This window comes from Microterricola pindariensis (genome assembly GCF_002936985.1).
GTDB lineage: Bacteria > Actinomycetota > Actinomycetes > Actinomycetales > Microbacteriaceae > Microterricola > Microterricola pindariensis.
Map to the genome: position 1 here is coordinate 1 of NZ_MPZN01000014.1, position 23,547 is coordinate 23,547.

Here is a 23,547-nt window from a genome sequence, read left to right on the forward strand (position 1 = left end):
CGCCGCGTCGTCGGCTAGCCCTGGTCCGCGCCCCGCACGGCGCTGGCGGGCCTCCGTCACATAGCCGAAGCAGAATCTGGCAGGTCTTATGATGGAGAATCTGGCAGTGTCTGCCGCAATCCTCAGGAGTTATACGTGACTTTGATCGTGCAGAAGTTTGGCGGGTCCTCCGTCTCGGATGCCGAAGGCATCAAGCGAGTTGCCAAGCGCATCGTCGAGACGCGCAAGGCCGGCAACGACGTCGTCGTGGCTGTGAGCGCCATGGGCGACTCCACCGACGAGCTGCTCGACCTCGCCCACGAGGTCACCCCGATTCCCGCGCCGCGCGAGCTGGACATGCTGCTCACCGCCGGCGAGCGCATCTCGATGGCGCTGCTCGCCATGGCGATCAAGAGCCTCGGCCACGACGCGCGCTCCTTCACGGGCAGCCAGGCCGGCATGATCACCGACGCCCACCACGGCTCCGCCCGCATCGTCGACGTGACGCCGGTGCGCCTGCGAGAGGCCCTCGACGAGGGCGCGATCGTCATCGTCGCCGGATTCCAGGGCTTCAACCGCGACACCAAGGACATCACGACCCTCGGCCGCGGAGGCTCCGACACCACGGCCGTCGCACTCGCCGCCGCGCTGGACGCCGACATCTGCGAGATCTACACCGATGTCGACGGCGTCTTCACCTCCGACCCGCGCGTGGTGCCGCTGGCCCGCAAGATCGACCGCATCACCAGCGAGGAGATGCTGGAGCTCGCGGCATCCGGGGCAAAAGTCCTTCATATTCGTGCAGTGGAATATGCGCGCCGCCACGGCGTCACGCTGCACGTGCGCTCCTCGTTCAACAACAACGAGGGCACCATCGTCTACAACCCGGCGCCCAGCCCCGAGGGAGAAGAGAGCAACGTGGAAGACCCGATCATCGCTGGTGTTGCCAGCGACCTGAGCGAAGCCAAGATCACCGTCGTCGGGGTGCCCGACATCCCCGGCAAGGCCGCCGAGATCTTCACGATCGTCGCGCGCACCGACGCCAACGTCGACATGATCGTGCAGAACGTCTCGAGCGCGGCCACCGGCCTCACCGACATCTCCTTCACCGTGCCCAAGAGCCAGGGCCAGGCGGCGCTCACGGCGCTCAGCAACGCCCAGGCCGAGGTCGGCTTCGAGAGCCTGCAGTACGACGACCAGATCGGCAAGCTGGCCCTCGTCGGTGCCGGCATGCGCACGAACGCAGGCGTCTCCGCCAAGCTGTTCGACGCGCTGAACAAGGCGGGCATCAACATCGAGATGATCTCCACCAGCGAGATCCGCATCTCGGTCGTCACCCGCGCCGACTCGGTCAACGAGGCCCTCCGCGCCGTGCACACCGCGTTCGACCTGGACGCGGAGCAGGCAGCCGTCGTGCACGGCGGCACCGGCCGCTAGTCGGCCACCACCTGATTTCCACCGGGATGCCGCCCGTCGCGGCATCCACAGCACCACAACACAAGGGGTACTCGTGAGCAGCAGCCAGGGCATCAACATCGGCGTCGTCGGAGCGACCGGGCAGGTCGGTGCCGTCGTGCGTCGCCTCCTCGAGGAGCGCGACTTCCCCGTCGCGCAGATTCGCTACTTCGCCTCGGCCCGCTCGGCCGGCAGCACCCTGCCCTGGCGCGGCGAGGACGTCGTCATCGAGGATGCCGCCACGGCAGACCCCACGGGTCTGGACATCGCCATCTTCTCAGCCGGCGCCACGCTCTCCAAGGCACAGGCGCCCCGCTTCGCGGCGGCCGGCGTCATCGTCATCGACAACTCCAGCGGATTCCGCATGGACCCGGAGGTGCCGCTCGTGGTCAGCGAGGTGAACCCGGAGGCCATCAAGCAGGCCAAGAAGGGCATCATCGCCAACCCCAACTGCACCACTATGGCGGCCATGCCCGTGCTCAAGGTGCTGCACGAGGCAGCAGGCCTCGAGCGTCTCGTCGTGAACACCTACCAGGCCGTCTCCGGCAGCGGCCTCGTCGGCGCCACCGAGCTCGAGACCCAGGTCCGTGCCGCCCTCGACGGCGACGTGCAGGGCCTCGTGCACGACGGCGGCGCCGTCACCATGCCCGAGCCCACCGTCTACGCCAAGAACATCGCTTTCAACGTGATCCCGCTGGCCGGCTCGATCGTCGATGACGGCTCCTTCGAGACCGACGAGGAGAAGAAGCTGCGCAACGAGAGCCGCAAGATCCTCGACCTGCCCGGCCTGCTGGTGAGCGGCACCTGCGTGCGCGTGCCCGTCTTCACCGGTCACTCGCTCTCGGTCAACGCCGAGTTCGCCAACCCGATCACCGTCGAGCAGGCCACCGCGCTGCTCTCCAACGCCCCCGGCGTGCAGCTCAGCGACGTGCCGACCCCGCTCGAGGCCGCCGGCACCGACCCCAGCTACGTCGGCCGGATCCGCCAGGACGAGGGCGCGCCCGATGGCCGCGGGCTCGCGCTGTTCATCTCGAACGACAACCTGCGCAAGGGCGCGGCCCTGAACGCCGTGCAGATCGCGGAGCTCGTCGCCGCCTCGCTGTAGGCGCCCGCCCGCATTCGAAGCACGCAAACACAGGAGGAGAGCACCGCCGAGGCTGTACACATCCCGGCGGCGCTCTCCTCCTGTGTTTCTGTGCCGCCCTCGCCTCGCCGGCGCCGCGCTAAGCCGTGAGGTACTGGCTGCTCGCGGTCGCGAGCAGGCGGCGCATGCCATTCATCCAGTTCGCGTGCAGGGCGACGGATGCCGCGGCGACGTCGCCATCGACCAGGTGGCTGGCGATGAGGCTGTGCTCGGCCGCCACCCGCTCGATCATGACCTCGTCAGCGACCAGCAGCGACTCGTAGCGATGATAGGCCTGCCGCATGCCGGCGATCAGGTGCAGCAGACGCCCATTCGGGCAGCCACTCAGCATGACTGTGTGCCACTCGTCGTCCTTGCTGGCGACGAGCGCGTGCACCGCGACCTCCTGGTCGAAGTCGGCAGCCAGCTGGGTCAGCCGGGCGCCGATGGCCGGCAGCTCGGCGGGATCCGTCAGCGAGAGCGCCAGCGACTCGAGGTTCGCCATGATGGGTGCGAGCTCCTCGAACTCGCGCGCGCTGAGCGGCACGAACCGGAAGCCCTTGCCGCTCTCGCTCTCGATCTGCCCCTCACTCTCGAGGGCGATCAGCGCCTCGCGCAGCGGGGTGCGGCTCACGCCGAGCTCGCTGGCCAGTTGCACCTCGTTGATGCGCTCGCCCGGCTGGACGATGCCATTGCGCATGCGCGCAAGCAGCTCCTCCCGCACCTGGGAGCGGAGTGTGCGACGTTCGATAGCCATGAGACCCTCTCTGAGCCGAATGGCCACCCGATCAGTTTACGGCGTGCCGCCGAGCCGGCATCCGGCATGCTTAATGCACCGACCCCCAACCGAGGAGCACCCATGCGTCTGGCCGACAAGAATGCCATCGTCACCGGCGGGGCGGGCGGCATCGGCCGGGCCACGGCGCTGGCCTTCGCCGCGGAAGGCGCCCGGGTCGCCGTCGTCGACCTGCGGGCGGATGCCGCAGACGCTGTGGCCGCAGAGATCGGCGCGCACGGCGGCACCGCCATCGCCGTCGCCGCAGATGTGTCGAGCGAGGCCGACATCCAGCGCGTCATCGCCACCACGCTCGCGGCGTTCGGCGGCGTCGACGTCGTCTTCAACAACGCCGGCATCATCCGGCGCACGACGGCGGTCGAGACCACTGCCGAGGAGTGGGACCTGGTCTTCGGCGTCAACGTGAAGTCGATCTTCCTGATGTGCAAGCACATCGTGCCGGTGATGGCGGCGGCCGGCGGCGGCTCCATTGTCAACACCGGTTCCGGCTGGGGGCTGAAGGGTGGCGGCCAGGCGATCTCCTACTGCGCATCGAAGGGGGCCGTGGTCAACATGACGCGCGCACTCGCCATCGACCACGGCCCGCAGGGCATCCGGGTCAACTCGGTGAACCCGGGCGACGTGAACACGGGCATGCTTCTGGAGGAGGCCCGGCAGCTCGACCAGGACGCACAGGCGTTCCTCGCCGAGTCCGCCGACCGGCCGCTCGGGCGGATGGGCGAGCCGAGTGAGATCGCCGCCGCTGTGGTCTGGCTGGCCAGCGACGAGTCCTCCTACGTCACCGGTTCCGCGCTCGTCGTCGACGGCGGCGGCATCGCCTGATCCGGCATCCGGAATCGGGCCCGCCGTCGCGGTACAGTCAAGCCATGACAGAACGCGCGACCGGGCCCCGGGCAGGCCGCAGCAGTCGCCGTTCTGACTGGCTCGACGCGGTGCTGGACACCGACCCGGCCACGCAGGACCGCTCGATCGTTCTGACGCAGCTGCTCTTCGGCGCGGCCGCGCTCACCGTCTTCACCACGGTCATGGTCTTCGGGCCCGGCGAGGGAAGCAGCGTCACGTTCTATCTGGGGCTGCTGCTCACCTTTGCCGCCTGCCTCGCGGCGATCCTGATGCGCTGGTCCGCCCACGCCCCGCATCTGGTGCTGGTCCTGCCGGTCCTCGACATCTTCGCGATCGCCTGTATGCGCCACGCGCAGCCCGAGCTCGGTCTCGGGCTGCTCTGGGTGTTTCCCGTGCTGTGGATCTCGACGCTCGTCGGGGTTGTCGGCATCACGGCGAGCGTCATATCCATCTGCGCGCTGGTGGTGGCCGAGTTCGCGCTGCGCGGGCTCCCGGTCACGCTGTCCGCCATGCAGACGCTCATCTTCCTGCCGATCACCCTGGTGTTCGTCGCCGTCTCCGGTCGCCTGCACACCCGCCGCAACCGGGCGCAGCGGCTGCTTCTCAGCAAGCAGTCCGGCCTGCTCGAGGGCGCGCTCGCACAGGCGCGGCGCCAGGAGGAACTGCTCGCCGAGGTGCTGAACACGGTCGACTTCGGCGTGGTCCGCATCGACAAGTCCGGCCAGATCAACATGGTCAACGAGGCCCAGATGCGCATGCAGCTCGACGAGCGGTTGGCGGATGCCACCGCGCTCCCCGCCGGGGGGACGGGCGAGTTCGCCGCCGCGACGCCCTTGCAACGAGCGATGCGGGGGGAGAAGTTCGAGCCGGAGACAGTGTGGCTTGAGGCGCCCAACGGCGAGAAGGCTGCGCTCTCGGTGACCGCGCGCCACCTGCACAGCAAGCTCGGCGAGTACGACGGCAGCATCGTCGTCTCCCGCGACGTCACCGCCGAGGTGATGGCCCTGCGCGACCGCGACGACCTCGTCGCCTCGGTGTCGCATGAGCTGCGCACTCCGCTGACCTCGGTGCTCGGCTACCTCGAGCTCACCCTCGACGGGGGCGGCCTCCCGCCCGCGGCCGAGGTGCAGCTGCAGGTCGCCCACAAGAACGCCAACCGGCTCCTCGACCTGCTCGCCGATATCCTGGCCGCCTCGAACGGGGCGGAACAGCCGATGGTGTTGCAACCCGGCCCGTGCGCGCTGCTCGACGTCGTGGAGCAGTCGATCGAGTCGCTCCTGCCGTGGGCGAGTGAACGCGAGATCCGCATCGATTGCGCTGCGGCCGAGGCGACATCGCTGATCGCGGACGGCTCGCGCCTGCGCCAGCTGATCGACAATGTGATCTCGAACGCGATCAAGTACAACGTCGACAGGGGCGCGGTCTCGATCGGCCTCACCAGCGACGAGAAGATGGTGTGGTTGATCGTGCGCGACACCGGAATCGGCATCGCCGACGAGGAGCAGCCCCGGCTGTTCGAGCGGTTTTTCCGCTCCGAGTCCGTGCGCAATTCCACCGTGCACGGCAGCGGGCTCGGCCTGGGCATCAGCAGGGAGATCGCCCGGCTGCATGGCGGCGATCTCACCGTGCAAAGCGTCGAGGGGGAGGGCACCACCGTGCTCGTCACCCTTCCGAAAGACAGGGACAGGGCATGATCGACGGTTGGACCATCTCGTTGGCCAGCGCACTCATCGTGGTCGTGACGGCCGCGCTCTTCGTGGGCGGAACGATCGTGCACAAAGACAGCTCGGCAGGCCGGCTGTGGGCCGCCGGCTATCTGGCGGGCATCCTCACGACGACCAGCTACCTGGCGTGGCAGCTCTCCCCGGAGCTGTGGTGGGCCTCTGCCGTCGGCAATGCCGGATTCGTCGCCGGCACCGCCTTCTTCTGGCTGGGATGCCGCCGCCACAACGGGCGGCGCGGGCCGAACTGGGCGGCGACGGTTGGCAGCTTCGTGGTGCTCGTCGCCGGGCTGATCCCCGGGCCGGGCAGCGATGAATGGGCCGGCGCGCAGGTCTACTTCGCGGCGATCGTGCTGTTCGCCGTTCTCTCCGCGGTCGAGTGCTCGCGAGGTGAGATGCGGCGGGCGCGCGGTTCGCGGCCGATGTTCGTCGTGTTCAGCGTGCAGGCCGCATTCTTCGCCGGTCGGCTCGTCTTCTTCACCGTCGGCGGCCCGGACTCGGACGTCTTCAGCCTGTTCTTCGGCTCGTCTGCGCTGGCACTCGTCACCATGCTCATGTCGGTCGTGCTCTTCAACTCGATGTCCCTGATCCGATTCGCCCAGGGTGCCGTCGCCGAGTCGGCGCCGCGTGCGGGCCGCCGCACCGACGGGCACAGCTGCTACACCGTCGACGACGTCCTCACGGCGGGTGCTTTCGGGCGCATCGTCAGCGACTGGCTGGATCGCTCGGAGTACCACGATGAGCAGCTGGCGCTGCTCCACATCGACCTGGACGATCTCCGCGAGATCAACACCGCATTCGGGCCGGCGCACAGCAACGCGATTCTCGCGAGGTACACTGCGGTCGTGCGCCAGTTCGGGCCGCCGCACGCGGCGATCGGCGGCACCGGAACCGGGCGTTTGTCGCTGCTTGCCCCCGTGGCCTCCAGCGACGAGGCGCGGGCGATCGCCCAGACCCTGCAGTCGGGCCTGCTGGAGGACTCGCTCGCCGAGTTCGCGGGTCTGCGCCCGACGATCAGCATCGGCATCGCGCTCACCGACTACACCGGTTTCGACTTTGAGCGCCTCGACCGCGCCGCGCGGAGCGCCTGCAAGAGGGCCTCGGATGCCGGCGGCAACCGCGTGGTGTTCGACGCCGGCGCCGTGCCGGCAACGGTTGACGGATCCGGCCAGCGCTGAGCGCGCCGCCCGCGCGAGCAATTCTTAAGCAAATCTTGAGGTTGGGACTCCAATACTCAAGCTGATCTTGTGGTTGGCCGGACAGACTGGTTTCAGCAACGAGAATCGCCGCATCCGGGCGTTCGCTTCTCGCTCACGGGCTTGCTCGTGTCGCGTGAGTCGTTGGCCGATACCGCTTCTCGCTCCCGAACCCGAAGCGTTCTCGCCCAACGAGAACGATCTGGATGCGGCTTTTCGCTGCCCAGCGGCTGGCCTCTCGTGCCCGCACTGAGGGCGCGGCCCGCGGGGCAGTCGGCCCACCGGGCGGCACTGGCTAATGTTGACCTGTGAAGTTCGCGCGCATTGTGACCCCGTGGGACATGGCCTTTCTGGTGCCGGTGATCCTGTACGCACTCGCAATGATGATGGCCGCGTTGCTGAGCCTGCCCAGCCTGACGCTCGGCGGCTGGCTCCTTTCCCTGTTCGCGGTGGTCGGTTTCGCCGCCGCGGGCATCTTCCGCGTGCCCATCGCACGCCAGTCCGGCGTGCCGCTGCCCGGCCTGGCCGTCGCGGTGCTCTCGGCATCCGACCTGATTCAGCGCCCGCTCCTGCTCATCGGCCTGTTCACCTTCGGCATCTTCGTCTCCTACCTCTACATCATTCGCGTCCCGCTCTTCTCCCTGTACGCGGGCGGGGTGTCCGCTCTCGGCGCGGGCGGCTACGTGCTCACCTTGCTCGCGTTCGACGGCGGCCCGGCGGGGTTCCTCGCCTACCCGCTTGCCGCCGCGAGCTACCTGCTCGTCGTCCTGCTCATCGAGTTCGCCCGCCAGAAGGGGCGGTGGAACGGGGAGGGGCAAAGCAGCTTCGGCATCAAGGCGATCAGCTGGGTGAGGCTGGTACGGGTGTGGCTCTTGATCACCGCGCTCTCCGGCATCCTGCACCTGGCCAAGATGACGCTGGTCTCCTCGCACCTGACCAACCCGCAATCGGTGATCAACGTGCTGCTGATCGTCGGCAGCGCCATGGTGCTCGTCCTCCTCGCCGTCCGCGACAACCTCAAGAGCGTCACCCGCCGGCTGGAGGGCCTGGTCGAAGCCTCCCTCGCGCTGCCCTGGGAGGAGAAGGGGAGGGTCGACTCCCTGGTGCAGGAGTTCGCGCAGGAGGCCGCCAACGCCGAGTCCACGGAGATCCGCTCCAAGCGGCCCGGCCGAGCCGAGATCGGCGCCCGCATCAGCCTGGGAACCGGCCAGGACCAGTACCTGGTCGTGCGCCGCGCGATCGCGGCATCCGCCTTCACGGAGGGGGACCAGCGCGTGGTCGACGCGCTTGCGCACATCGGCAGCGAGGTCTCCAGGGTGAAGGAGAGCGTGGATGGCCTCCGGCTCCGCGCCAGCACCGACAGCCTCACCGGCCTGCCCAACTATGGATCCTTCCAGGAGTCGCTCCGCGCGATCAACGACAACCGCGGCTATGCAGAGGCCATCGCGGTGCTCTTCATCGACCTCGACAACTTCAAGAAGCTCAACGACAGACACGGACACGCAACGGGGGACTTCGCCCTCAAGGAGGTTGCGCAGCGCCTCGTCAACACCCTGCGACCGACGGATGTCGTCGCCCGCGTGGGCGGGGACGAGTTCATCATCGTGCTGACCGAGCTCACCAGCCTGCGGCAGGCGAAGTCGATCGCCGAGCGGATCGTCGAGAACTGCGGGGCCAGGGTCGTCTTCGGCGAGGTTGCGTTCCAACCGAGCATCAGTGTGGGGCTCGCCTTCTCCGCCCACCGGGAGATCGACTTGGAGCGGCTGATCGAGGATGCCGACCGCACCATGCTCGCCGCGAAGAAGTCGCGGAAGCAGGGCGGCCCCGGCAGCGGCGGCAGCGTCAGCATCTCCTCCCATCGCTCCTCGCAGGTGAACGACAGCGTGGTGCGTGCGATCGAGAGCGACGGGCTGACGGTGTTCTTCCAGCCCATCGTGAGCATCGTCGAGGACACCATCTGGGCCTTCGAAGCCCTGGTGCGCTACACCGATCCGGAGATCGGGCCGATCTCCCCGGCCTCGCTGATCGAGAAGGCCAAACGGCTTGGGCTGCTGGACGAGCTGACGAGGCAGGTCATCCTCAAGGCGCTGACGGCGGCGCGCGGGTTCGCGGAGATCGACTCCCGAGTCAACTGTGTGACCGTCAACGTCGAGGCCAAGCAGATCCTGCCCGCCCGGATGGGCGGGTTCCTCGAGACGCTGCCCGAGCTCTTCCCGGAGCTGACCCTCTGCCTGGAGCTCAACGAGCGATCGCTCAGCGTGGTGAGCAACGAACTGCGCTGTCAGGCCGACCACCTGCGTGACCTCGGCATCATGATCGCGCTCGACGACTACGGCTCGGAGAACTCCTCCGTCGGCGCTTTGGTGCGCATGCCGATGGACATCCTGAAGATCGACCGCTCGCTCATCGATGACCTGGCAGACATCCGTCAGCTCGAGGTGCTGCGCGCTCTGCAGGGCTTCGGCGACACCCTCGACTACGCGCTTGTCGTCGAGGGCGTGGAGAGTCCGGACACCGGTGCCCTCCTGCAGAGTGTCGGCGTGCGCAGCGCCCAGGGCTTCTACTACGGCGTGCCGGCCTCGGCCGAGGCCACGGCCGAGCGCCTGCACCGGCACGGCAACGCCGCCGTCGTGCCGGACGAACGCATCACGGCCGGCGCCCTCGCCGAGGCCGAGACCGAGGCCGCGGGCGCCTAGGCCGTTCTCGGAGAATCGGCCGGGCGCGCGGGCCTAGCCAGCGGCGGGTGGAGCCGTCGCGAGCGTGGCGAGCACGGCTGCGGCGTCCAACGCCAGCCACGGCGAGCTGTCCGGCTCGGTCTCTGCCGCCTGCGGGCTGTCGCCCTGCGTCCACCACTTCGCCTCGTAGGGGAGCCCGTCCAGAAGAACTCTGGCGCCCTTCTCGTAGACGGTGCTGCCCGACCACTCCGGCAGCGTCCCCGGCTCAAGCGTCGGCACGGGAATCGGAGTCTCTCCGGGCAGAACCGGGCCGATCAGCGTCCACGGCGTCTCGAACGACTGGAGCACGGGGTTGTCCGGCACTTCGCCCTTCGTCCACCACTTGGCCTGGTACACCTTGCGGTGCCAGACCACCTTGGTGCCCTCCCGGTAGGAGGCGTCCGCGTCCCAGATCGGGTACGGGCTGGTCTTCGGGTCGTCGGTGAGGTCCTGCTCCGCCAGCGGCTCCGACTCTGTGACGACACCCGAACCGGAGTCCGGGGTGCCCACGAGGCCCGCACCCAGCACGGTGGAGAAGCTCGATTCGCCGATGTCCACCCCGCTGCACGCGTCGGAGACGCGCGTCAAGTCGTCGTAGTTGGGGCCACAGGTGGCATCACGGTTGGAGGACCACATCGAGAGCCTGCCGACTCGCTGGGTGAGCGCGAAGGCGTTCAGCTGGGCGGCATCCTCGAGGGTGAAGATCTCGCCGCGGATGTCGTTCTGCCCGATCATGGGCGTCGCGCCGAGCTTCGCCCACAGGGTGGCATCGGTGAGGTGCAGCGAGGCACGGTCGTAGAGCACGCGCAACTGCCGTTGGGTGGCGGTCAGCGCGGCCTCCGCGGCGTCGCCCATCGACTGGTTCTTCGCCTTGCTCTGGCCGTAGTCCATCGTCATGATGTTCACGCCGGTGAGGTCCACACCGGCCGCCAGGGCGTCGGCGATGATCGTGGTGCCGTCGGGCGAGAGACCCTCCGGCGTGACCGGCAGGGTCAGCCACACGGCGAGCGGGGAACCTGCGGCGGCGCGCTCGGTCTGCAGCGCCGCGATCGCGCTGGCACGGCGGGCATTGGCCGCCGTGTTCCCGAGCGCCTCGCCCTCGATGTCGAGGTCGATCGCGTCGAGCTCGTACCGGTCGAGCACGCTCGCATAGGCCTTCTTCAGCTGTCCCGTGTTCGTGCAGGACACGGCAAGCTCGTCGTTGAGCTGGCCGCCGAAGGAGACCATGGCCTCCCCGCCCTGCTGGCGCAGGCGGGCGAGCCTGCGGTCGAGATCCAACTGGTCCTTCGCCTCGTCCAGGCTGTAGGCGCCACCCCAAGTCGGGGTACACGGCTCGTCCGGCGAGGCGACGACGAAGGACAGCACGACGTTCTTGTCGGCGTCGCTCCGCGGCTGCTCGAAGCCGAATTGCGGGGTTGCGGTCACATCGACGTAGCCGGCGAACCAGGCCGCGCGCGTCGGCGTCGTCTCGTTCTCGAACCACTTCCAGCCCTGAAATCCGGCGAATACAAGGCCGGTGAGCACGCCGATGAGGATGGTGAGGCGCACAGGGGAGAGACGCCGATCAGGGAAACGCCGGGACACAAGACCTCGCAAGTGGGTGGTGCGGGAGGGCCCCGCCATGATGATGAAGCGCGGTGGCTGCTGAATGCCACAACGCTTATGCTCCCATAGCGCCGACACCGCTGTCGGCCCGGCTGCTCTATCCTTCAAAAAGACGGCGGAGTCGGAATCAGGCGGAATTGACCGGAGCAATGACAACTCAAGAGCAACAGACACGCACACGCAGGCGCCAGTGGGGATCGGAACGGCGCTCGGAGCCGCTCTCGATCATGCACCCCCGGCCCAGCGTGCGGAAGGTCATGTGGGGCCGCATCGCGATCCTCGCCACCGTGGTCTTCTGGGCGATCTACGTGGTGACCACGATCATCCGACAGTTCATCGAGAGCAGCGGCGGATTCCGTTTCACGATGGAGGCCGTCGGCTACCTGATTGTCGTCACCTTCCTGACATTCTCTGCATTGATGTACCTGCTGGCCAGGCAGGGTGCGCTCTACCGCTTCCGGGCCCACGTGCGGGTGCCGCGCGCCGAGCTGGACCGGCACTTCCGCGACTACGACAGCGCAGTGACCGTTTTGGTCCCCTCCTATGCGGAGGAGCCCGCCGTCGTGCGCGGGACCCTCTGGTCGGCGGCCCTGCAGGAGTTCACCAATGTGAGGGTCGTGCTGCTGGTCGATGACTCCCCGAATCAGAAGGACCCGGCCGCCCGGGCCCGGCTGGATGCGACGCTGGCCCTGCCCGCTCAGATCGAGGAGTCGCTGGAGGGGCCGCGGTCCAGATTTGCCGGAGCGCGGGAGGCATTCGCCGCCGAGCGCGCGGCCGGCGTGGTCGTCGAGCGGCGCCACATCGAGAACCTGGCCGGCGACTATGAGGCCGCCGCGATCTGGCTCGAGGACATGGCCGAGAACGAGCCGATGGAGGACCACGTCGATGAGTTCTTCATCGACCAGGTGCTGATGGGTCTGGCATCTGAGTTGCGGCTCAGCCTGCTCGCGCTGCGCGCATCGCTCGACCAGGCGTCCTACCCGGACGCGGATCGAGTGCTCGAGCTGCAGCTCCGACTGGAGCGCACCTTCACGGCGAAGCTCACCAGCTTCCAACGCAAGAGCTACGCGTCGTTGTCGCACGAGGCGAACAAGGCGATGAACCTCAACTCGTACATTTCGCTGATGGGGCGCGACTGGCGTGAGGAGCACACGGCGGGCGGCGTCATCCTGCGCCCGGTCGAGGACGCGGCCGACGCCGACCTGATCGTGCCGGACACCCCCTACCTGCTCACGCTGGACGCCGACTCCCTGCTGCTGCGCGACTACTGCCTGCGTCTCGTGTACTTCCTGGAGGAGCCGGGCAACGAGCGCATCGCGGTGACCCAGACCCCGTACTCCTCGTTCCGTGGGGCGCCGACGCGCATCGAGCGCATCGCCGGTGCCACCACCGACCTCCAGCACATCCTGCACCAGGGGATGAGCCATTACGGCGCCACCTTCTGGGTCGGCGCCAATGCCGTCATCCGCAAGCAGGCGATCGAGGACATCGCCGAGGTGGAGAGCGTCGGCGGCTTCGAGATCGTCACCTACGTGCAGGACCGCACCGTGATCGAGGACACGGAGTCCAGCATCGACCTGGGCACCCACGGCTGGACGCTGATGAACTACCCGGAGCGCCTGAGCTACTCGGCCACCCCGCCGGACTTCGGCTCCCTCATCGTGCAGCGGCGCCGCTGGGCCAACGGTGGCCTGCTGATCCTGCCGAAGCTGTGGAACCAGGTGTCGGAGCGCCGCTTCCGCCGTGAGCGCGTGCTGGCGCGCGAGCTGTGGCTGCGCGTCAACTACATGGCCTCCATCGCGTGGGCCAGCTTCGGTCTGCTGTTCCTCCTGGCCTATCCGTATGACAGCAGGCTGCTCTCGCCCGTCGTGTTCCTGGCCGCGCTGCCGTACTTCCTCGCGATGGGCAGCGACCTGCGCGACTGTGGGCACCGCTTTGGCGACATCTTCCGGATCTACGGCTTCAACCTGGTTCTGCTGCCGGTCAACCTCGCCGGGGTGATCAAGTCGTTGCAGCAGGCGATCACGGGGGAGAAGATCCCCTTCGTGCGCACGCCGAAGGTGAAGGACCGCACCGCGGCGCCGGCGCTCTACGTGATCGTGCCCTACCTGATCATCGCGTTCTCCGTGTTGACCTTCGCGCGCGATCTGCAGGCCCACAACTGGGGCAACGCTCTGTTCGCCGCGTTCAACGCGACGCTGGCGGCCTACGCGACGTGGATGTACATCGGCGTCCGCAACTCCATCGTCGACGTCTGGCTCGCGCTCCTGAACTGGCTGTATGTGGACAAGAAGAAGGCACCGGTCGCGGCGCCGCTGCTCGTCGACCCCAGCAAGCCCGTCGACTGGTCGTCGATCCTCTACCACGGCGACCGCAGGCTCAACCGCGACCTGCGCCGCAAGGGCGACCGCCGGCGCCGGGTCGGGGTGCGCTAGCCCTCTTCGTGCGCGGTCAGGCGGTACCCAACCCCGCGGACCGTCTCGATCCAGCGCGGCGCGGCGGGGAAGTCCCCGAGCTTGCGGCGGAGGTTCGCCAGGTGCACCTCGATGGCGCGCCTGTCGGCTTCGCTCACGTAGAAAGCGGAGTCCTCGGTGCGCAGCAGCCCGGCGAGTTCTGTCTTGCTCCGTACACGCCGGCCGGAGCTCAGCAGCGCCTCGAGCAGATTGAACTCGGTGCGGGTCAACTCGATGTCGGAGTCGTCCAGGCGCACGCGGCGCTCGGCTGAACTCAGGCGGAGGCCGCGGTGCTCGCGCCAGTCGCCTGGCCCAGCGGTCGTCGCCGTGGCGGGCCCGGAGTCTGGGCCGCTTGGGCGGGCGGCGTCCGCCGCACCGGCCGGCTCACCGCCGGCACGGGGTCGGCGCAGCATCGCTTCGATGCGCGCGCGCAGCTCGCGCGGGCGGAACGGCTTCGTCACGTAGTCATCGGCGCCGGCCTCGAGGCCCTGCAGCGTGTCGATCTCCTCCGCGCGTGCGGTGAGCATGATGAGGTAGGTGCTGCTGAACGCCCGGATCTGCTTGGCGGTCTCGAAACCGTCGATGCCGGGCATGCTGACGTCGAGCGTCGTGACGATGGGGTTGTGCTCGCGCACTGCGCTCACCCCGTCGGCTCCGTTGCCGGTGAGCACAGTCTCGAACCCGGCCTGCTCCAGCACCGTGGCCAAGAGTTGCCGAATATCAGCGTCGTCCTCAATGACAACGGCAATCCGGTTTTCCGTCACGTGCCCTGGCCCCCCAACAACATTGTTCGCTCCGCAGCTGCGTTTGACGATCAGTGTAGTCGGGGGAAGCAGGGTAAATGGCGACGACGTGCTATACGCAGCCGTTCCACCAGGTCGGGATCGCGAAGTTGGCCGTTCCCGTGATCGGTGCGATCGCCTGGGCCGACGACACCACAGTTGTGGTCGCGAAGCTCTTGCCCTTGTCGCTCGCCGAGCAGCTCACCGCGAAGATGGCTCTCAGCTCGTCGGTGTTCTGTTTCGACGCGATAGCTGATCCGGTGTATTCGAAGGTGAATGTCCGCGCGCCGCTGCTCGCGACCGTCGAGCCGGTTGATGCCCATTTCGTCGCAGGTGCCACGCTGCTGACGGCGATCGTCCCTGTGAATGTCGCCGGGAACGTGAGCGCCACTGTGACCTGGGACAGCGAGCCCATTCCCGCGGTGCCGTCGTTCTGGATCTGGGTGTGGAAGGAGGGGGCCCGGGAGTTCGAGTTCTCAATCCGGGGCGGTGTGTTGAACTTCAACGGAAGTGTGCCGGCAGGCGGTGTCGTCGTCCAGGTGCCTGAGCTGACAGGTGCGGTGAAGTTAACCCGGTCGGTCCACGCTGCGGTGGTCGCCACGACGGCCTGCTGCATGCCGAGGACGAGGAACAGGGAGCCAAAGATCGCGCCGAGTGCTGTGATGGTGCGCTTGTTCACTTCGTGCCTTCCTCGTTGTTGGGGCGACGCCTGGCCGCGATGACGGCGCGCGGCCAGATGACGGCGAGGGTGCCGAGGGCGAGAACGGCGACCGCCCACGGGGCGAGCGTCGACGCGATGCTGCCCGTCGAGGCGAGGCCGCTTCCGCCGCCGGCGTCGAGCACCGGATCAGCAGTGCTGTTCAGCGTCAGTCGGCCGAGGGCGGTGCCGCTGCCCTGTTCGGAGACGGTGACGGTCACGCGCACAGATTGGGGGCCTGCAGGCACCGCGACAGGCTTGGGCAGGCTCGCCGTGGGAACGCACGTTCCGGTCTTGTCGCAGACCTCGAACTCGATCGTGGCGGAGCTCAGGATGCCGGTGCGCTCGACCCAGGTCAGGGAGTCGAGTTCGCCGGCGCGGGGGATCTCCAAGGTGATCGTCTTCGAGACCGGGGTGTTCGGCTGCAGCTCGGTGAAGTCGAGGGCGACCGGGATGGGGATCTCAGCGGCGTGGCCGGCACTGGCGCCAGCCACGGCGAGGCCGGTCGCGAGGCCGAGGACGGCGAGGGCGGATGCCGCCCCGCGAATGCCCCGGTGGGTGTTGTGCAGCTTCATGCTCGTGCCTCCGAGAGCTCGGGCGAAAGGGGGTGGGTGTCGTCGTCGTCGACCGGCTGATCTGAGCAGGCCGGCTGCTCCAGGGAACTCTCGTTCTCTGGTCGTGGCATCAGGCTGAGCGCGATGAGGGCGAACACGGTGATGGCGAGGGGGAGCGCGACGCCGGGCTTGGACAGGGTCGCAACGAAGTAGCCGCCTCCGGCGACCTGGGCAGCCGGGACGAGGACGGAGCCGGTCACCAGGTATTCCTCGCTGTCGGCGAATTCGTTGTTGTCGCCCTTCATCTTCACGAGGAACTCCCCGGCGCCGCCGGGCGTGATCTCGATCACCCGGTGGGTCACCAGCTTGTTGGTCAGCGTCGATGGCAGCGTGGCGACATCGCCGACGCTGAGCTCAGACGCATCCTTGGGGGTGGAGAACAGGAGGTCACCGGTCATGATTCCCGGCTCCATCGAGCCTGACACCACGAAGAGCGGTTGCACGAGGCCCGCGGTGTTGGCCACCCAGAGGCCGCCGGCCGCTATTCCGGCTGCGGCGAGCAGCCAGAGCACGATGTTGCCCAGTGAGCGCAGTGCGCGCATGGAGTGCTCCTTCCGAGCTGACCGACGACGGGAGAATGGGCGGGGAGCCTACGGGTTGAGCCTGCCGAGGCCGGGGGACTCGACAGGCTCAACCGGGGCTGGCGGGCTAGGAGGAGGCGCCAGCGAACTGGATCTTCAGGGTGTTGCCCGTTGAACCCTTGAACTTCGCGTCGGTCCAGTTCGGCGCGACGACCGTCACGGTGAGCTGCAGCGTCGCACCGCTGGCGAGCGTGTCGCCGGCGGCGATGGCGCCGCCCGCGGTCTTGGCGACGGAGGCCGTCAGCGGCTGGGCGGCGTCGGTGAACAGAGCGCCGGTTCCCGTGACCACCGGGGCGGCGAGCTTCGCGTCGATCGAGCTGTTGTTCTTGATCCAGATCGACGTGGTGCGGGTCTCGCCGGGCTTGATGTTCTCGAAGGCGGCGGGGGCCACCGCGAACGAGATTGCGCCCGCTTCGGTGGCTCCATCGAGGAAGTCCGTTCCGTTGACGCTTCCCTGGAGGTCGAAGGTGGCGCTCGTCGCGCTCGCAGAGAAGAAGACGTTGTCGGTCCAGGCGGCCGTGGTGGCCGCGGCGCCGATGCCCACCAGCGCGAGGCCGGCGAGGGAGAGGCGGATGGCGGTGCTGCGCTTGGTGCGCTTGGAGGAGGTGCTGGCAGTCATTCGGCTTGCCTTTCTGGGTTCGGCGAGGGCGGGTTAGGGTCCGTGTCTCGCTGGAGGTCGGTTAGAGCCGAGGAGCGGGGTGGGACCTCCCACCGTCGCCCCCCGACTGTGCGCACCACGCTAGAGAAACCTCCTCAGCGCGCCCCAAAGTTCGCCTCAAGACTGCAATCGGCGCACTTGAGAATCCACAGAAGCCCGGATTCCCGCGGCGTTTCCCAAAGTTTCACCCGCGAACTGGGGGCGGGTGCACCGCCGGTCAATCGCACAGTTTTGCCCCGGTAGACTGACATTCGTGAATTCTGAGACACCTGTCGACGTCGTTCTCATCGGTGGCGGCATTATGAGCGCCACCCTCGGCGCCTTGATCAAGCAGCTGCAACCCGACTGGACTGTGCGGGCATACGAGCGACTCGGCGAGGTGGCCCAAGAGAGCTCCAACCCGTGGAACAACGCCGGAACCGGCCACGCCGCGCTCTGCGAGCTCAACTACATGCCGGCCGCGCCGGATGGCAGCGTCGACGCCAGCAAGGCCGTCAGCATCAATGAGCAGTTCCAGATCAGCCGTCAGCTCTGGGCGCACCTCGTGGAGACCGGCGCGCTGCCGGAGCCGCACAACTTCATCAACGTCGCGCCGCACATGACCTTCGTCCGCGGCCAGTCCAATATTGACTACCTGCAGAAGCGTTTCGACGCGCTCAAGGACCAGCCGCTGTTCCAGGGCATGGAGTTCAGCACCGACGCCGAGGAGATCGGCGAGTGGACCCCGCTCATCACGAAGAAGCGCAACCCGAAGCAGAAGATCGCGGCCACCCGCATCGAAGCGGGCACCGATGTCGACTTCGGCGCGCTGACCCGCTACCTCTTCGACGACGTCGTCAAGGGCGGCGGCGAGGTGCACGTGAACCACCAGGTGACCGGCATCAAGCGCCAGAAGGACGGGCTCTGGAAGCTCAAGCTCAAGCACCTCGTGGGCAACACTCCCTCGCAGGTCACGGCCCGCTTCGTGTTCGTGGGCGCGGGCGGCGGCGCGCTCGCCCTGCTGCAGCAGAGCGGCATCCCCGAGATCCGCGGCTTCGGCGGCTTCCCGATCTCCGGACAGTTCCTGCGCACCACGAACCCCAAGATCGTCGCGCAGCACCAGGCCAAGGTATACGGCAAGGCCGCCGTCGGCGCCCCGCCGATGTCGGTTCCGCACCTCGACACCCGCGTCGTCAACGGTGAGTCGGCCCTGCTGTTCGGCCCGTACGCCGGCTTCACGCCCAAGTTCCTCAAGACGAGCACCTGGTTCGACCTGCCGTTCTCGATCCGCTGGCACAACATCGGCCCGATGCTCGCGGTCGCCTGGCACAACTTCGACCTCGTCAAGTACCTGGCCGGCGAGCTGACGGCCGGCCGCCAGAAGAAGCTCAAGGCGCTGCAGGAGTTCATGCCCACCGCCAAGATGGAGGACTGGGAGCTCATCACCGCCGGCCAGCGCGTGCAGGTGATGAAGAAGGATGCCAAGAAGGGCGGCGTGCTGCAGTTCGGCACCGAGGTCATCACCGGCGCCGACGGCAGCATCGCCGGCCTGCTCGGTGCTTCGCCGGGCGCCTCGACCGCCGCGCCGATCATGCTCGACGTGCTGGCCCGCTGCTTCCCCGCGCAGATGAAGGGCTGGGAACCCAAGATCCGCGAGATGATCCCCAGCTACGGCACCAAGCTCTCCGACAACCCGGAGGTCGCGGCGGCCTCGCTCGCGGCGACCGCGAAGGTGCTGAACATCCCGGCGTAGTCTTCGCGCCGGTCCGCGGGCTCAAAGCGTTCGATAATTCGAACACACATTCGCATTTCACGCGAATATGTGTTCGAATTGTCGTATGAGGTGGAGCGCGCAAGAACTCGACGTTGAGCAGCCCTCGACCCTGCCGGGGCTCGCCCGGCTGAGCAACCTGGTGCGCTCCGTGCAGACGCCGGAGTTCGCCGGCATGACCTTCCACGAGGTGCTCGCCAAATCGGCGCTGAACAAGGTGCCGAGCCAGAGCGCGATGCCGTTCGAGTGGACGATCAACCCCTACCGCGGCTGCTCGCACGCCTGCGTGTACTGCTTCGCACGGCCGACGCACAGCTACCTGGACCTGAACACCGGCGAGGACTTCGACCGCCAGCTGATCGTCAAGACGAACATCGCCGAGGTGCTGCGCGCCGAGCTCCGCAAGCCCAGCTGGCAGCGGCACCCGGTGGCCCTCGGCACGAACACCGATCCGTATCAACGGGCGGAGGGCCGCTACGCCCTGATGCCGGGCATCATCGACGCCCTGGCGGCCAGCGGGACACCCTTCAGCATCCTCACCAAGGGAACCCTGCTGCGCCGTGACCTGGCGAAGATCGCGGATGCCGCGCGCACCGTGCCCGTCAGCATCGCCATGTCGATCGCCATCTATGACGACGCCCTGCAGCAGTCGATCGAGCCGGGCACCCCGGGCACGACGGCGCGGCTGGCGACGGTGACGGCGGTGCGCGAGGCCGGCCTGAACTGCTCGGTGTTCCTGATGCCGATTCTGCCCTTCCTCACCGACACCAGAGCCCACCTCGATGAGGCACTGCGCCGGGCGCACGCGGCCGGGGCCAGTTCCGTCGTCTACACCGCGCTGTTCCTGCGGCCCGGCGTGCGGGAGTGGTTCATGCACTGGCTCGGTGAGGAGCACCCCGAGTTGCTTCCGCGCTACACCCAGCTCTACGCGGGCGGCGCCTATGCCCCGAAGGAGTACCGGCGGTGGCTCGCCGACCGCATCGAGCCGCTGATCCGCGCGCATGGCCTGCTGCGCGGTGAGACCTCGGCCGCGACGGGCGGCGTCGCCCTGCCGGGCACCATCCGGGCGAAGCCCGCCTTCGCCGCACCGCCTGCGGAGCCGGAGCCGACGCTGTTCTGAGCGTCCAGGGCCGCTCGTTCGTGCCGGACGCCCCCGAACTGCGACTAAAATTCAGTTATGACCAGGATCGACGCCCCGGGCGGCACGCGGCGCTCGGCCGCATCCACTCGGCCGATCCGCATCGGCATCTGCGACGAGCGCGTGCTGCTGCTGGACAGCATCGCGGCGTGGATCATCGAGAAAGCGCCGGAGTTCGACGTCGTCGTGCGCGCCGAGAGGTGGATCGATCTCGTGCGGAACGAGAACTTCCCGACCGCGCTGGTGCTGATGGGGGAAGCTCCGACAGAGCAGGTGTCGTTGGAGGCGCGCATTCGCACCTGCCGCGCAGCCGGGGCCCGGGTGATCGTGATGAGCGCCCAGGACGCGGAGGGCGCCGCAGAGCGCGCCCTGGCAGCCGGGGCGGTCGCCTTCCTCTCCAAGGCCGACTCGATGGAGACGTTCCACGCTGTCGCGCGGCAGGCCATGGGGCTCGACCCGCGCGAGCCGGTGACGGCCGACGCGCCGGCGACCGGCCGTGCCGCGGCAGCTGCGGGAGCGGGCGCCGCGGCATCCGAAGAGGCAGCCGAGATCATCCGGCCCAAACTCAGCCCGGGCGAGCTGGAATCGCTGCGCCTCTACGCCGCCGGCAACACCACGGCGGCCGTCGCGCGGCTGATGAATGTGAAATACGAGACGGCCAAGACATACTTGAGACGCGTGCGCGAGAAGTACGCCAGGGCAAACCGGCCCGCGAGTCGGCGCGCCGAACTCATCATTCGAGCCGCTGAGGACGGGTATCTGCAGTAATGGCCAAACTCTACTTTCGCTACGGCGCCATGAATTCTGGCAAGAGCACCGCGCTCTTGCAGGCCGCATACAACTACGAGGAGCGGGGCCACGCCGTGCTGCTGGCCAAGCCGGCCGTCGACACCAAAGGCGATCTCGGCATCCTCTCGCGACTCGGCTTCAGCCGCAGCGTCGACTTCGTCTTGGCCCCGGATGCCGACACGCTCGGACTCCTGCAAGAGCACCGCCGCCGGGTGCTGGAGGCGACGAACCGGGATGTGAGCTGCCTGCTCATCGACGAGGCCCAGTTCCTCACCGAGGATCAGGTCGACGACCTGCTGCGCATCGCCGTGCTCGAGGGCATCCCGGTGCTCGCCTACGGCATCCGCACCGACTTCCAGACCGTCGCCTTCCCCGGGAGCCGTCGCCTGCTCGAGGTCGCGCACAGCCTCGAGGAGCTCAAGACGATCTGCCGCTGCGGGCGCAAGGCCGTCTTCAACGGCCGCAAGATCGGCGACCGCTATGTCTTCGACGGCGCTCAGGTGGCCATCGACGCCACGGACGCCGTCAGCTATGAGTCGCTCTGCGGCTCGTGCTACCTCCAGGAGTCCCACGGCATGCTCAACGGGCGCGCGCAGCGCGAGGCGATCAGCTCGTCCGTCTGAGCGAGGCGCCCCGTACGAGGGGGAGGGGAACCTCCGCCCGTGCGGTAGCTTGTCTCTGAGGACAAATGAGCACCTTCCGCGTAGCACTCGTCGATGACCACGAAATCGTGGCCAGGGGTTTTGCCGATCTCTTCGCCAGCACCCCGGGAATCTCGGTGATCGCCCTCGCGCGCACCGTCGATGAGTTGCTCGAGCTGCTGCAGCGCACTGCGCAGCCGGCCCCGGACCTCGTGATCCTCGACCTGCGCCTGGCCGACGGGTCCACACCCGCACTCAACGTCCGCCGCCTGCGCGAGGCCGGCTCCGCCGTGCTGGCGTTCACTGGCGGCGACGACGCCTCCTTGGTGCGCTCCGCCGCGCACAGCGGCGTGCTCGGCGTCATCCGCAAGTCTGAGCCGACGACGGTGCTGCTCGACGCCGTGCGGCAGGCGGCGGTGGGCGAGACGGTCGCCTCCACCGAGTGGGCGGCGGCCCTCGATGGTGATCCGGAGCTCTCCGACGCCGGCCTGAGCGCGCGCGAGCGCCAGGTACTCTCGCTCTACGCGGCCGGGGCGAAGGCCCCGCTCGTCGCCGCGACGGCGGGGGTCACCGAGTCGACGGTGATCGACTACATCCGCCGAATTCGCTCCAAGTACGAGCGTGTCGGGCGGCCGGCGAGCACCAAGGTCGACCTGTACAAGCGCGCTCTGGAAGACGGCATCCTGCCTGTCCCCGGTGGCCGGCGCGCTCAGCGACCCGCGGTTGCAGACGGTGACTGAGTACAGCCCACCGGGGGCGTTCCGCCCGTCCAGGCTGCGGCTGCACCCGGGCCCGACGCAGCTGCGCCTGATGCGGATGACGGCCGGAGCAGTCGGCCTGGCCGGCCTGGTCTTCGGAATCCTCGCGATCGGGCCGTTCGTCGAACAGCACCAGGACGAGATACGGCCCCTGGCCGTGCTGAGCTTCGCCGTGCTCGTCGGCCTTCCCGTGGCGATCGGGCTGTGGGGCAGCTGGGCGCCGCTGCGCGTGCTCATGACGCTGGCCGCCCTGGAATCCGTTGCGCTGCCCCTCGTGCTTGTCACCTGGCCGCTCGCCCACGGCGACGCGAGCCTCCAGTCGCACGGCATCCCGTGGCCGCTCGGCATCTCGGCGCTGCCGATCGTGTGCCTGGCAGTGGTCGCGCGGGGTGCGCTCGTCTGGGGTTACCTCGGGCTGATCGGGGCCCTCACCGTCTACGTCATGTTCGTCTCCAACGCGGCAGAGGACGCGCTGCTGCTGGCCATCCAGACCGGGCTGTACGCGGCATCCTTCTCGTCGATCTTCGTCGGACTCGTGCTCGTCGGGCTGCAGAGCGCCGAGCGGCTCGACCTCCTGCAGGCGGGGGAGCGGGTTGGCGCTGCCCGCAACGCCGCCCGAGTCGCGCGTGAGGCGGAGCGCGCACGATTCGACGGGCTCATCCACGACGGCGTGCTGTCGACGCTGCTGATGGCCGGCCGTGCAGACCAGCTGCACGGTGACCACGTGCGACAGGCGAGGAACACGCTGGCGCAGATGGAGCGCATCGCGAGCGGGACAAGCGCCACCGGTGTGCTGTCGGCGGAGCGCGTGATCTTCGAGATGCGCAGGCTTGCGACTCAGCACGCTGTGCGATTCGTCGTCGAGGTCGGTGAGGAGACCTCTGTCGACGACCTCCGGATGCCGGCCGAGGTCGTCGAGGCGATGCTCGCGGCCGGTGGTGAGGCGATGCGCAACTCCATCGCGCACGCCGCGGGGCGCCAGAGTGGCGTGTCCGCACTCCGGCAGCCGGCCCGCCGGGTCGAACGCCGCGCCGAGCTCTGGCTCCATGCGGATGTCGTGGTCCTCGGTGTCCGTGATGACGGCGTCGGATTCGACCCGGAGCGGGTGCGCCCGGAGCGCATGGGCGTCGCCCGCAGCATCGTCGGGCGGATGAACGAGGTGCAGGGCGGCTATGCCGTTGTCGACTCGCGGCCGGGGCGGGGCACCCTGGTCACGCTCGGTTGGCTCCGACGATGACGGCGTTGCGTGGTCTG

20 protein-coding genes are annotated in these 23,547 nt (G+C 68.4%); 13 read left to right on the forward strand and 7 right to left on the reverse strand.

The genetic code is table 11. The annotated features are described in order from the left end of the window. Positions 1 to 135 precede the first annotated feature (135 nt). Both GY24_RS06015 and GY24_RS06020 read left to right on the forward strand, forming a co-directional pair. On the forward strand, positions 136 to 1,416 hold the full coding sequence (locus GY24_RS06015; protein ID WP_104474820.1) for an aspartate kinase: 1,281 nt from the start codon (positions 136 to 138) through the stop codon (positions 1,414 to 1,416). Positions 1,417 to 1,489: 73 nt separating this feature from the next. Next, on the forward strand, positions 1,490 to 2,539 hold the full coding sequence (locus GY24_RS06020; RefSeq protein ID WP_104474821.1) for an aspartate-semialdehyde dehydrogenase: 1,050 nt from the start codon (positions 1,490 to 1,492) through the stop codon (positions 2,537 to 2,539). 118 nt (positions 2,540 to 2,657) lie between these two features. Here GY24_RS06020 and GY24_RS06025 read toward each other — a convergent pair whose 3' ends face one another. Further along, positions 2,658 to 3,314, reverse strand: a complete 657-nt coding sequence (locus GY24_RS06025; protein ID WP_104474822.1) for a GntR family transcriptional regulator — start codon at positions 3,312 to 3,314, stop codon at positions 2,658 to 2,660. A 102-nt stretch (positions 3,315 to 3,416) separates the two neighbouring features. Here GY24_RS06025 and GY24_RS06030 point away from each other — a divergent pair, with 102 nt between their 5' ends. From GY24_RS06030 to GY24_RS06045, 4 genes are all read left to right on the forward strand, one after another. Then, the gene (locus tag GY24_RS06030; RefSeq protein WP_104474823.1) at positions 3,417 to 4,175 is read left to right on the forward strand and encodes an SDR family NAD(P)-dependent oxidoreductase; all 759 of its coding nucleotides are present in this window, start codon (positions 3,417 to 3,419) and stop codon (positions 4,173 to 4,175) included. A gap of 44 nt (positions 4,176 to 4,219) precedes the next feature. Then, a complete protein-coding gene (locus tag GY24_RS06035; protein ID WP_104474824.1) occupies positions 4,220 to 5,890 on the forward strand; it encodes an ATP-binding protein in 1,671 nt (556 codons plus the stop codon). Beyond that, positions 5,887 to 7,095, forward strand: a complete 1,209-nt coding sequence (locus GY24_RS06040) for a diguanylate cyclase domain-containing protein (RefSeq protein ID WP_104474825.1) — start codon at positions 5,887 to 5,889, stop codon at positions 7,093 to 7,095. Before GY24_RS06035 ends, GY24_RS06040 begins: the two co-directional genes overlap by 4 nt. A gap of 326 nt (positions 7,096 to 7,421) precedes the next feature. Beyond that, positions 7,422 to 9,809, forward strand: a complete 2,388-nt coding sequence (locus GY24_RS06045) for a putative bifunctional diguanylate cyclase/phosphodiesterase (protein ID WP_104474826.1) — start codon at positions 7,422 to 7,424, stop codon at positions 9,807 to 9,809. Between the two features lie 33 nt (positions 9,810 to 9,842). Here the strand turns inward: GY24_RS06045 and GY24_RS18195 are convergent, their stop codons facing one another. After that, positions 9,843 to 11,375: a chitinase gene (locus tag GY24_RS18195; RefSeq protein ID WP_324778185.1), complete on the reverse strand. Its 1,533-nt coding sequence runs from the start codon at positions 11,373 to 11,375 to the stop codon at positions 9,843 to 9,845. 206 nt (positions 11,376 to 11,581) lie between these two features. Here GY24_RS18195 and GY24_RS06055 point away from each other — a divergent pair, with 206 nt between their 5' ends. Beyond that, positions 11,582 to 13,867, forward strand: coding sequence for a glycosyltransferase family 2 protein (locus GY24_RS06055; RefSeq protein ID WP_104474828.1), 2,286 nt, complete (start codon positions 11,582 to 11,584; stop codon positions 13,865 to 13,867). On the opposite strand, the gene GY24_RS06060 is transcribed toward GY24_RS06055, so the two are convergent. From GY24_RS06060 to GY24_RS06080, 5 genes are all read right to left on the reverse strand, one after another. Then, on the reverse strand, positions 13,864 to 14,649 hold the full coding sequence (locus GY24_RS06060; protein WP_104474829.1) for a response regulator transcription factor: 786 nt from the start codon (positions 14,647 to 14,649) through the stop codon (positions 13,864 to 13,866). The genes GY24_RS06055 and GY24_RS06060 overlap by 4 nt on opposite strands. Before the next feature lie 91 nt (positions 14,650 to 14,740). Beyond that, positions 14,741 to 15,346, reverse strand: a complete 606-nt coding sequence (locus tag GY24_RS06065; protein WP_104474830.1) for a hypothetical protein — start codon at positions 15,344 to 15,346, stop codon at positions 14,741 to 14,743. Then, the gene (locus GY24_RS06070) at positions 15,343 to 15,939 is read right to left on the reverse strand and encodes a hypothetical protein (protein WP_104474831.1); all 597 of its coding nucleotides are present in this window, start codon (positions 15,937 to 15,939) and stop codon (positions 15,343 to 15,345) included. The genes GY24_RS06065 and GY24_RS06070 overlap by 4 nt, the downstream gene beginning before the upstream one ends. Beyond that, positions 15,936 to 16,520 (reverse strand): signal peptidase I, encoded by a 585-nt coding sequence (locus tag GY24_RS06075; protein ID WP_104474832.1) that lies wholly within the window; start codon positions 16,518 to 16,520, stop codon positions 15,936 to 15,938. The genes GY24_RS06070 and GY24_RS06075 overlap by 4 nt, the downstream gene beginning before the upstream one ends. A gap of 106 nt (positions 16,521 to 16,626) precedes the next feature. Next, a complete protein-coding gene (locus GY24_RS06080) occupies positions 16,627 to 17,178 on the reverse strand; it encodes a hypothetical protein (RefSeq protein WP_104474833.1) in 552 nt (183 codons plus the stop codon). A 292-nt stretch (positions 17,179 to 17,470) separates the two neighbouring features. On the opposite strand from GY24_RS06080, the gene GY24_RS06085 reads away from it, so the two are divergent. From GY24_RS06085 to GY24_RS06110, 6 genes are all read left to right on the forward strand, one after another. Continuing rightward, on the forward strand, positions 17,471 to 18,949 hold the full coding sequence (locus tag GY24_RS06085) for a malate:quinone oxidoreductase (protein ID WP_104474834.1): 1,479 nt from the start codon (positions 17,471 to 17,473) through the stop codon (positions 18,947 to 18,949). An 85-nt stretch (positions 18,950 to 19,034) separates the two neighbouring features. Further along, positions 19,035 to 20,087 carry an Rv2578c family radical SAM protein gene (locus GY24_RS06090; protein WP_104474835.1) on the forward strand — a complete coding sequence of 351 codons (1,053 nt, stop codon included), beginning with the start codon at positions 19,035 to 19,037 and terminating at the stop codon, positions 20,085 to 20,087. Between the two features lie 57 nt (positions 20,088 to 20,144). After that, positions 20,145 to 20,873, forward strand: a complete 729-nt coding sequence (locus tag GY24_RS06095; protein WP_104474836.1) for a LuxR C-terminal-related transcriptional regulator — start codon at positions 20,145 to 20,147, stop codon at positions 20,871 to 20,873. After that, positions 20,873 to 21,517: a thymidine kinase gene (locus GY24_RS06100; protein WP_104474837.1), complete on the forward strand. Its 645-nt coding sequence runs from the start codon at positions 20,873 to 20,875 to the stop codon at positions 21,515 to 21,517. Before GY24_RS06095 ends, GY24_RS06100 begins: the two co-directional genes overlap by 1 nt. 65 nt (positions 21,518 to 21,582) lie before the next feature. Then, on the forward strand, positions 21,583 to 22,275 hold the full coding sequence (locus GY24_RS06105) for a response regulator transcription factor (RefSeq protein WP_104474838.1): 693 nt from the start codon (positions 21,583 to 21,585) through the stop codon (positions 22,273 to 22,275). After that, positions 22,268 to 23,530: a sensor histidine kinase gene (locus GY24_RS06110; protein WP_133161131.1), complete on the forward strand. Its 1,263-nt coding sequence runs from the start codon at positions 22,268 to 22,270 to the stop codon at positions 23,528 to 23,530. The genes GY24_RS06105 and GY24_RS06110 overlap by 8 nt, the downstream gene beginning before the upstream one ends. Positions 23,531 to 23,547 lie beyond the last annotated feature (17 nt).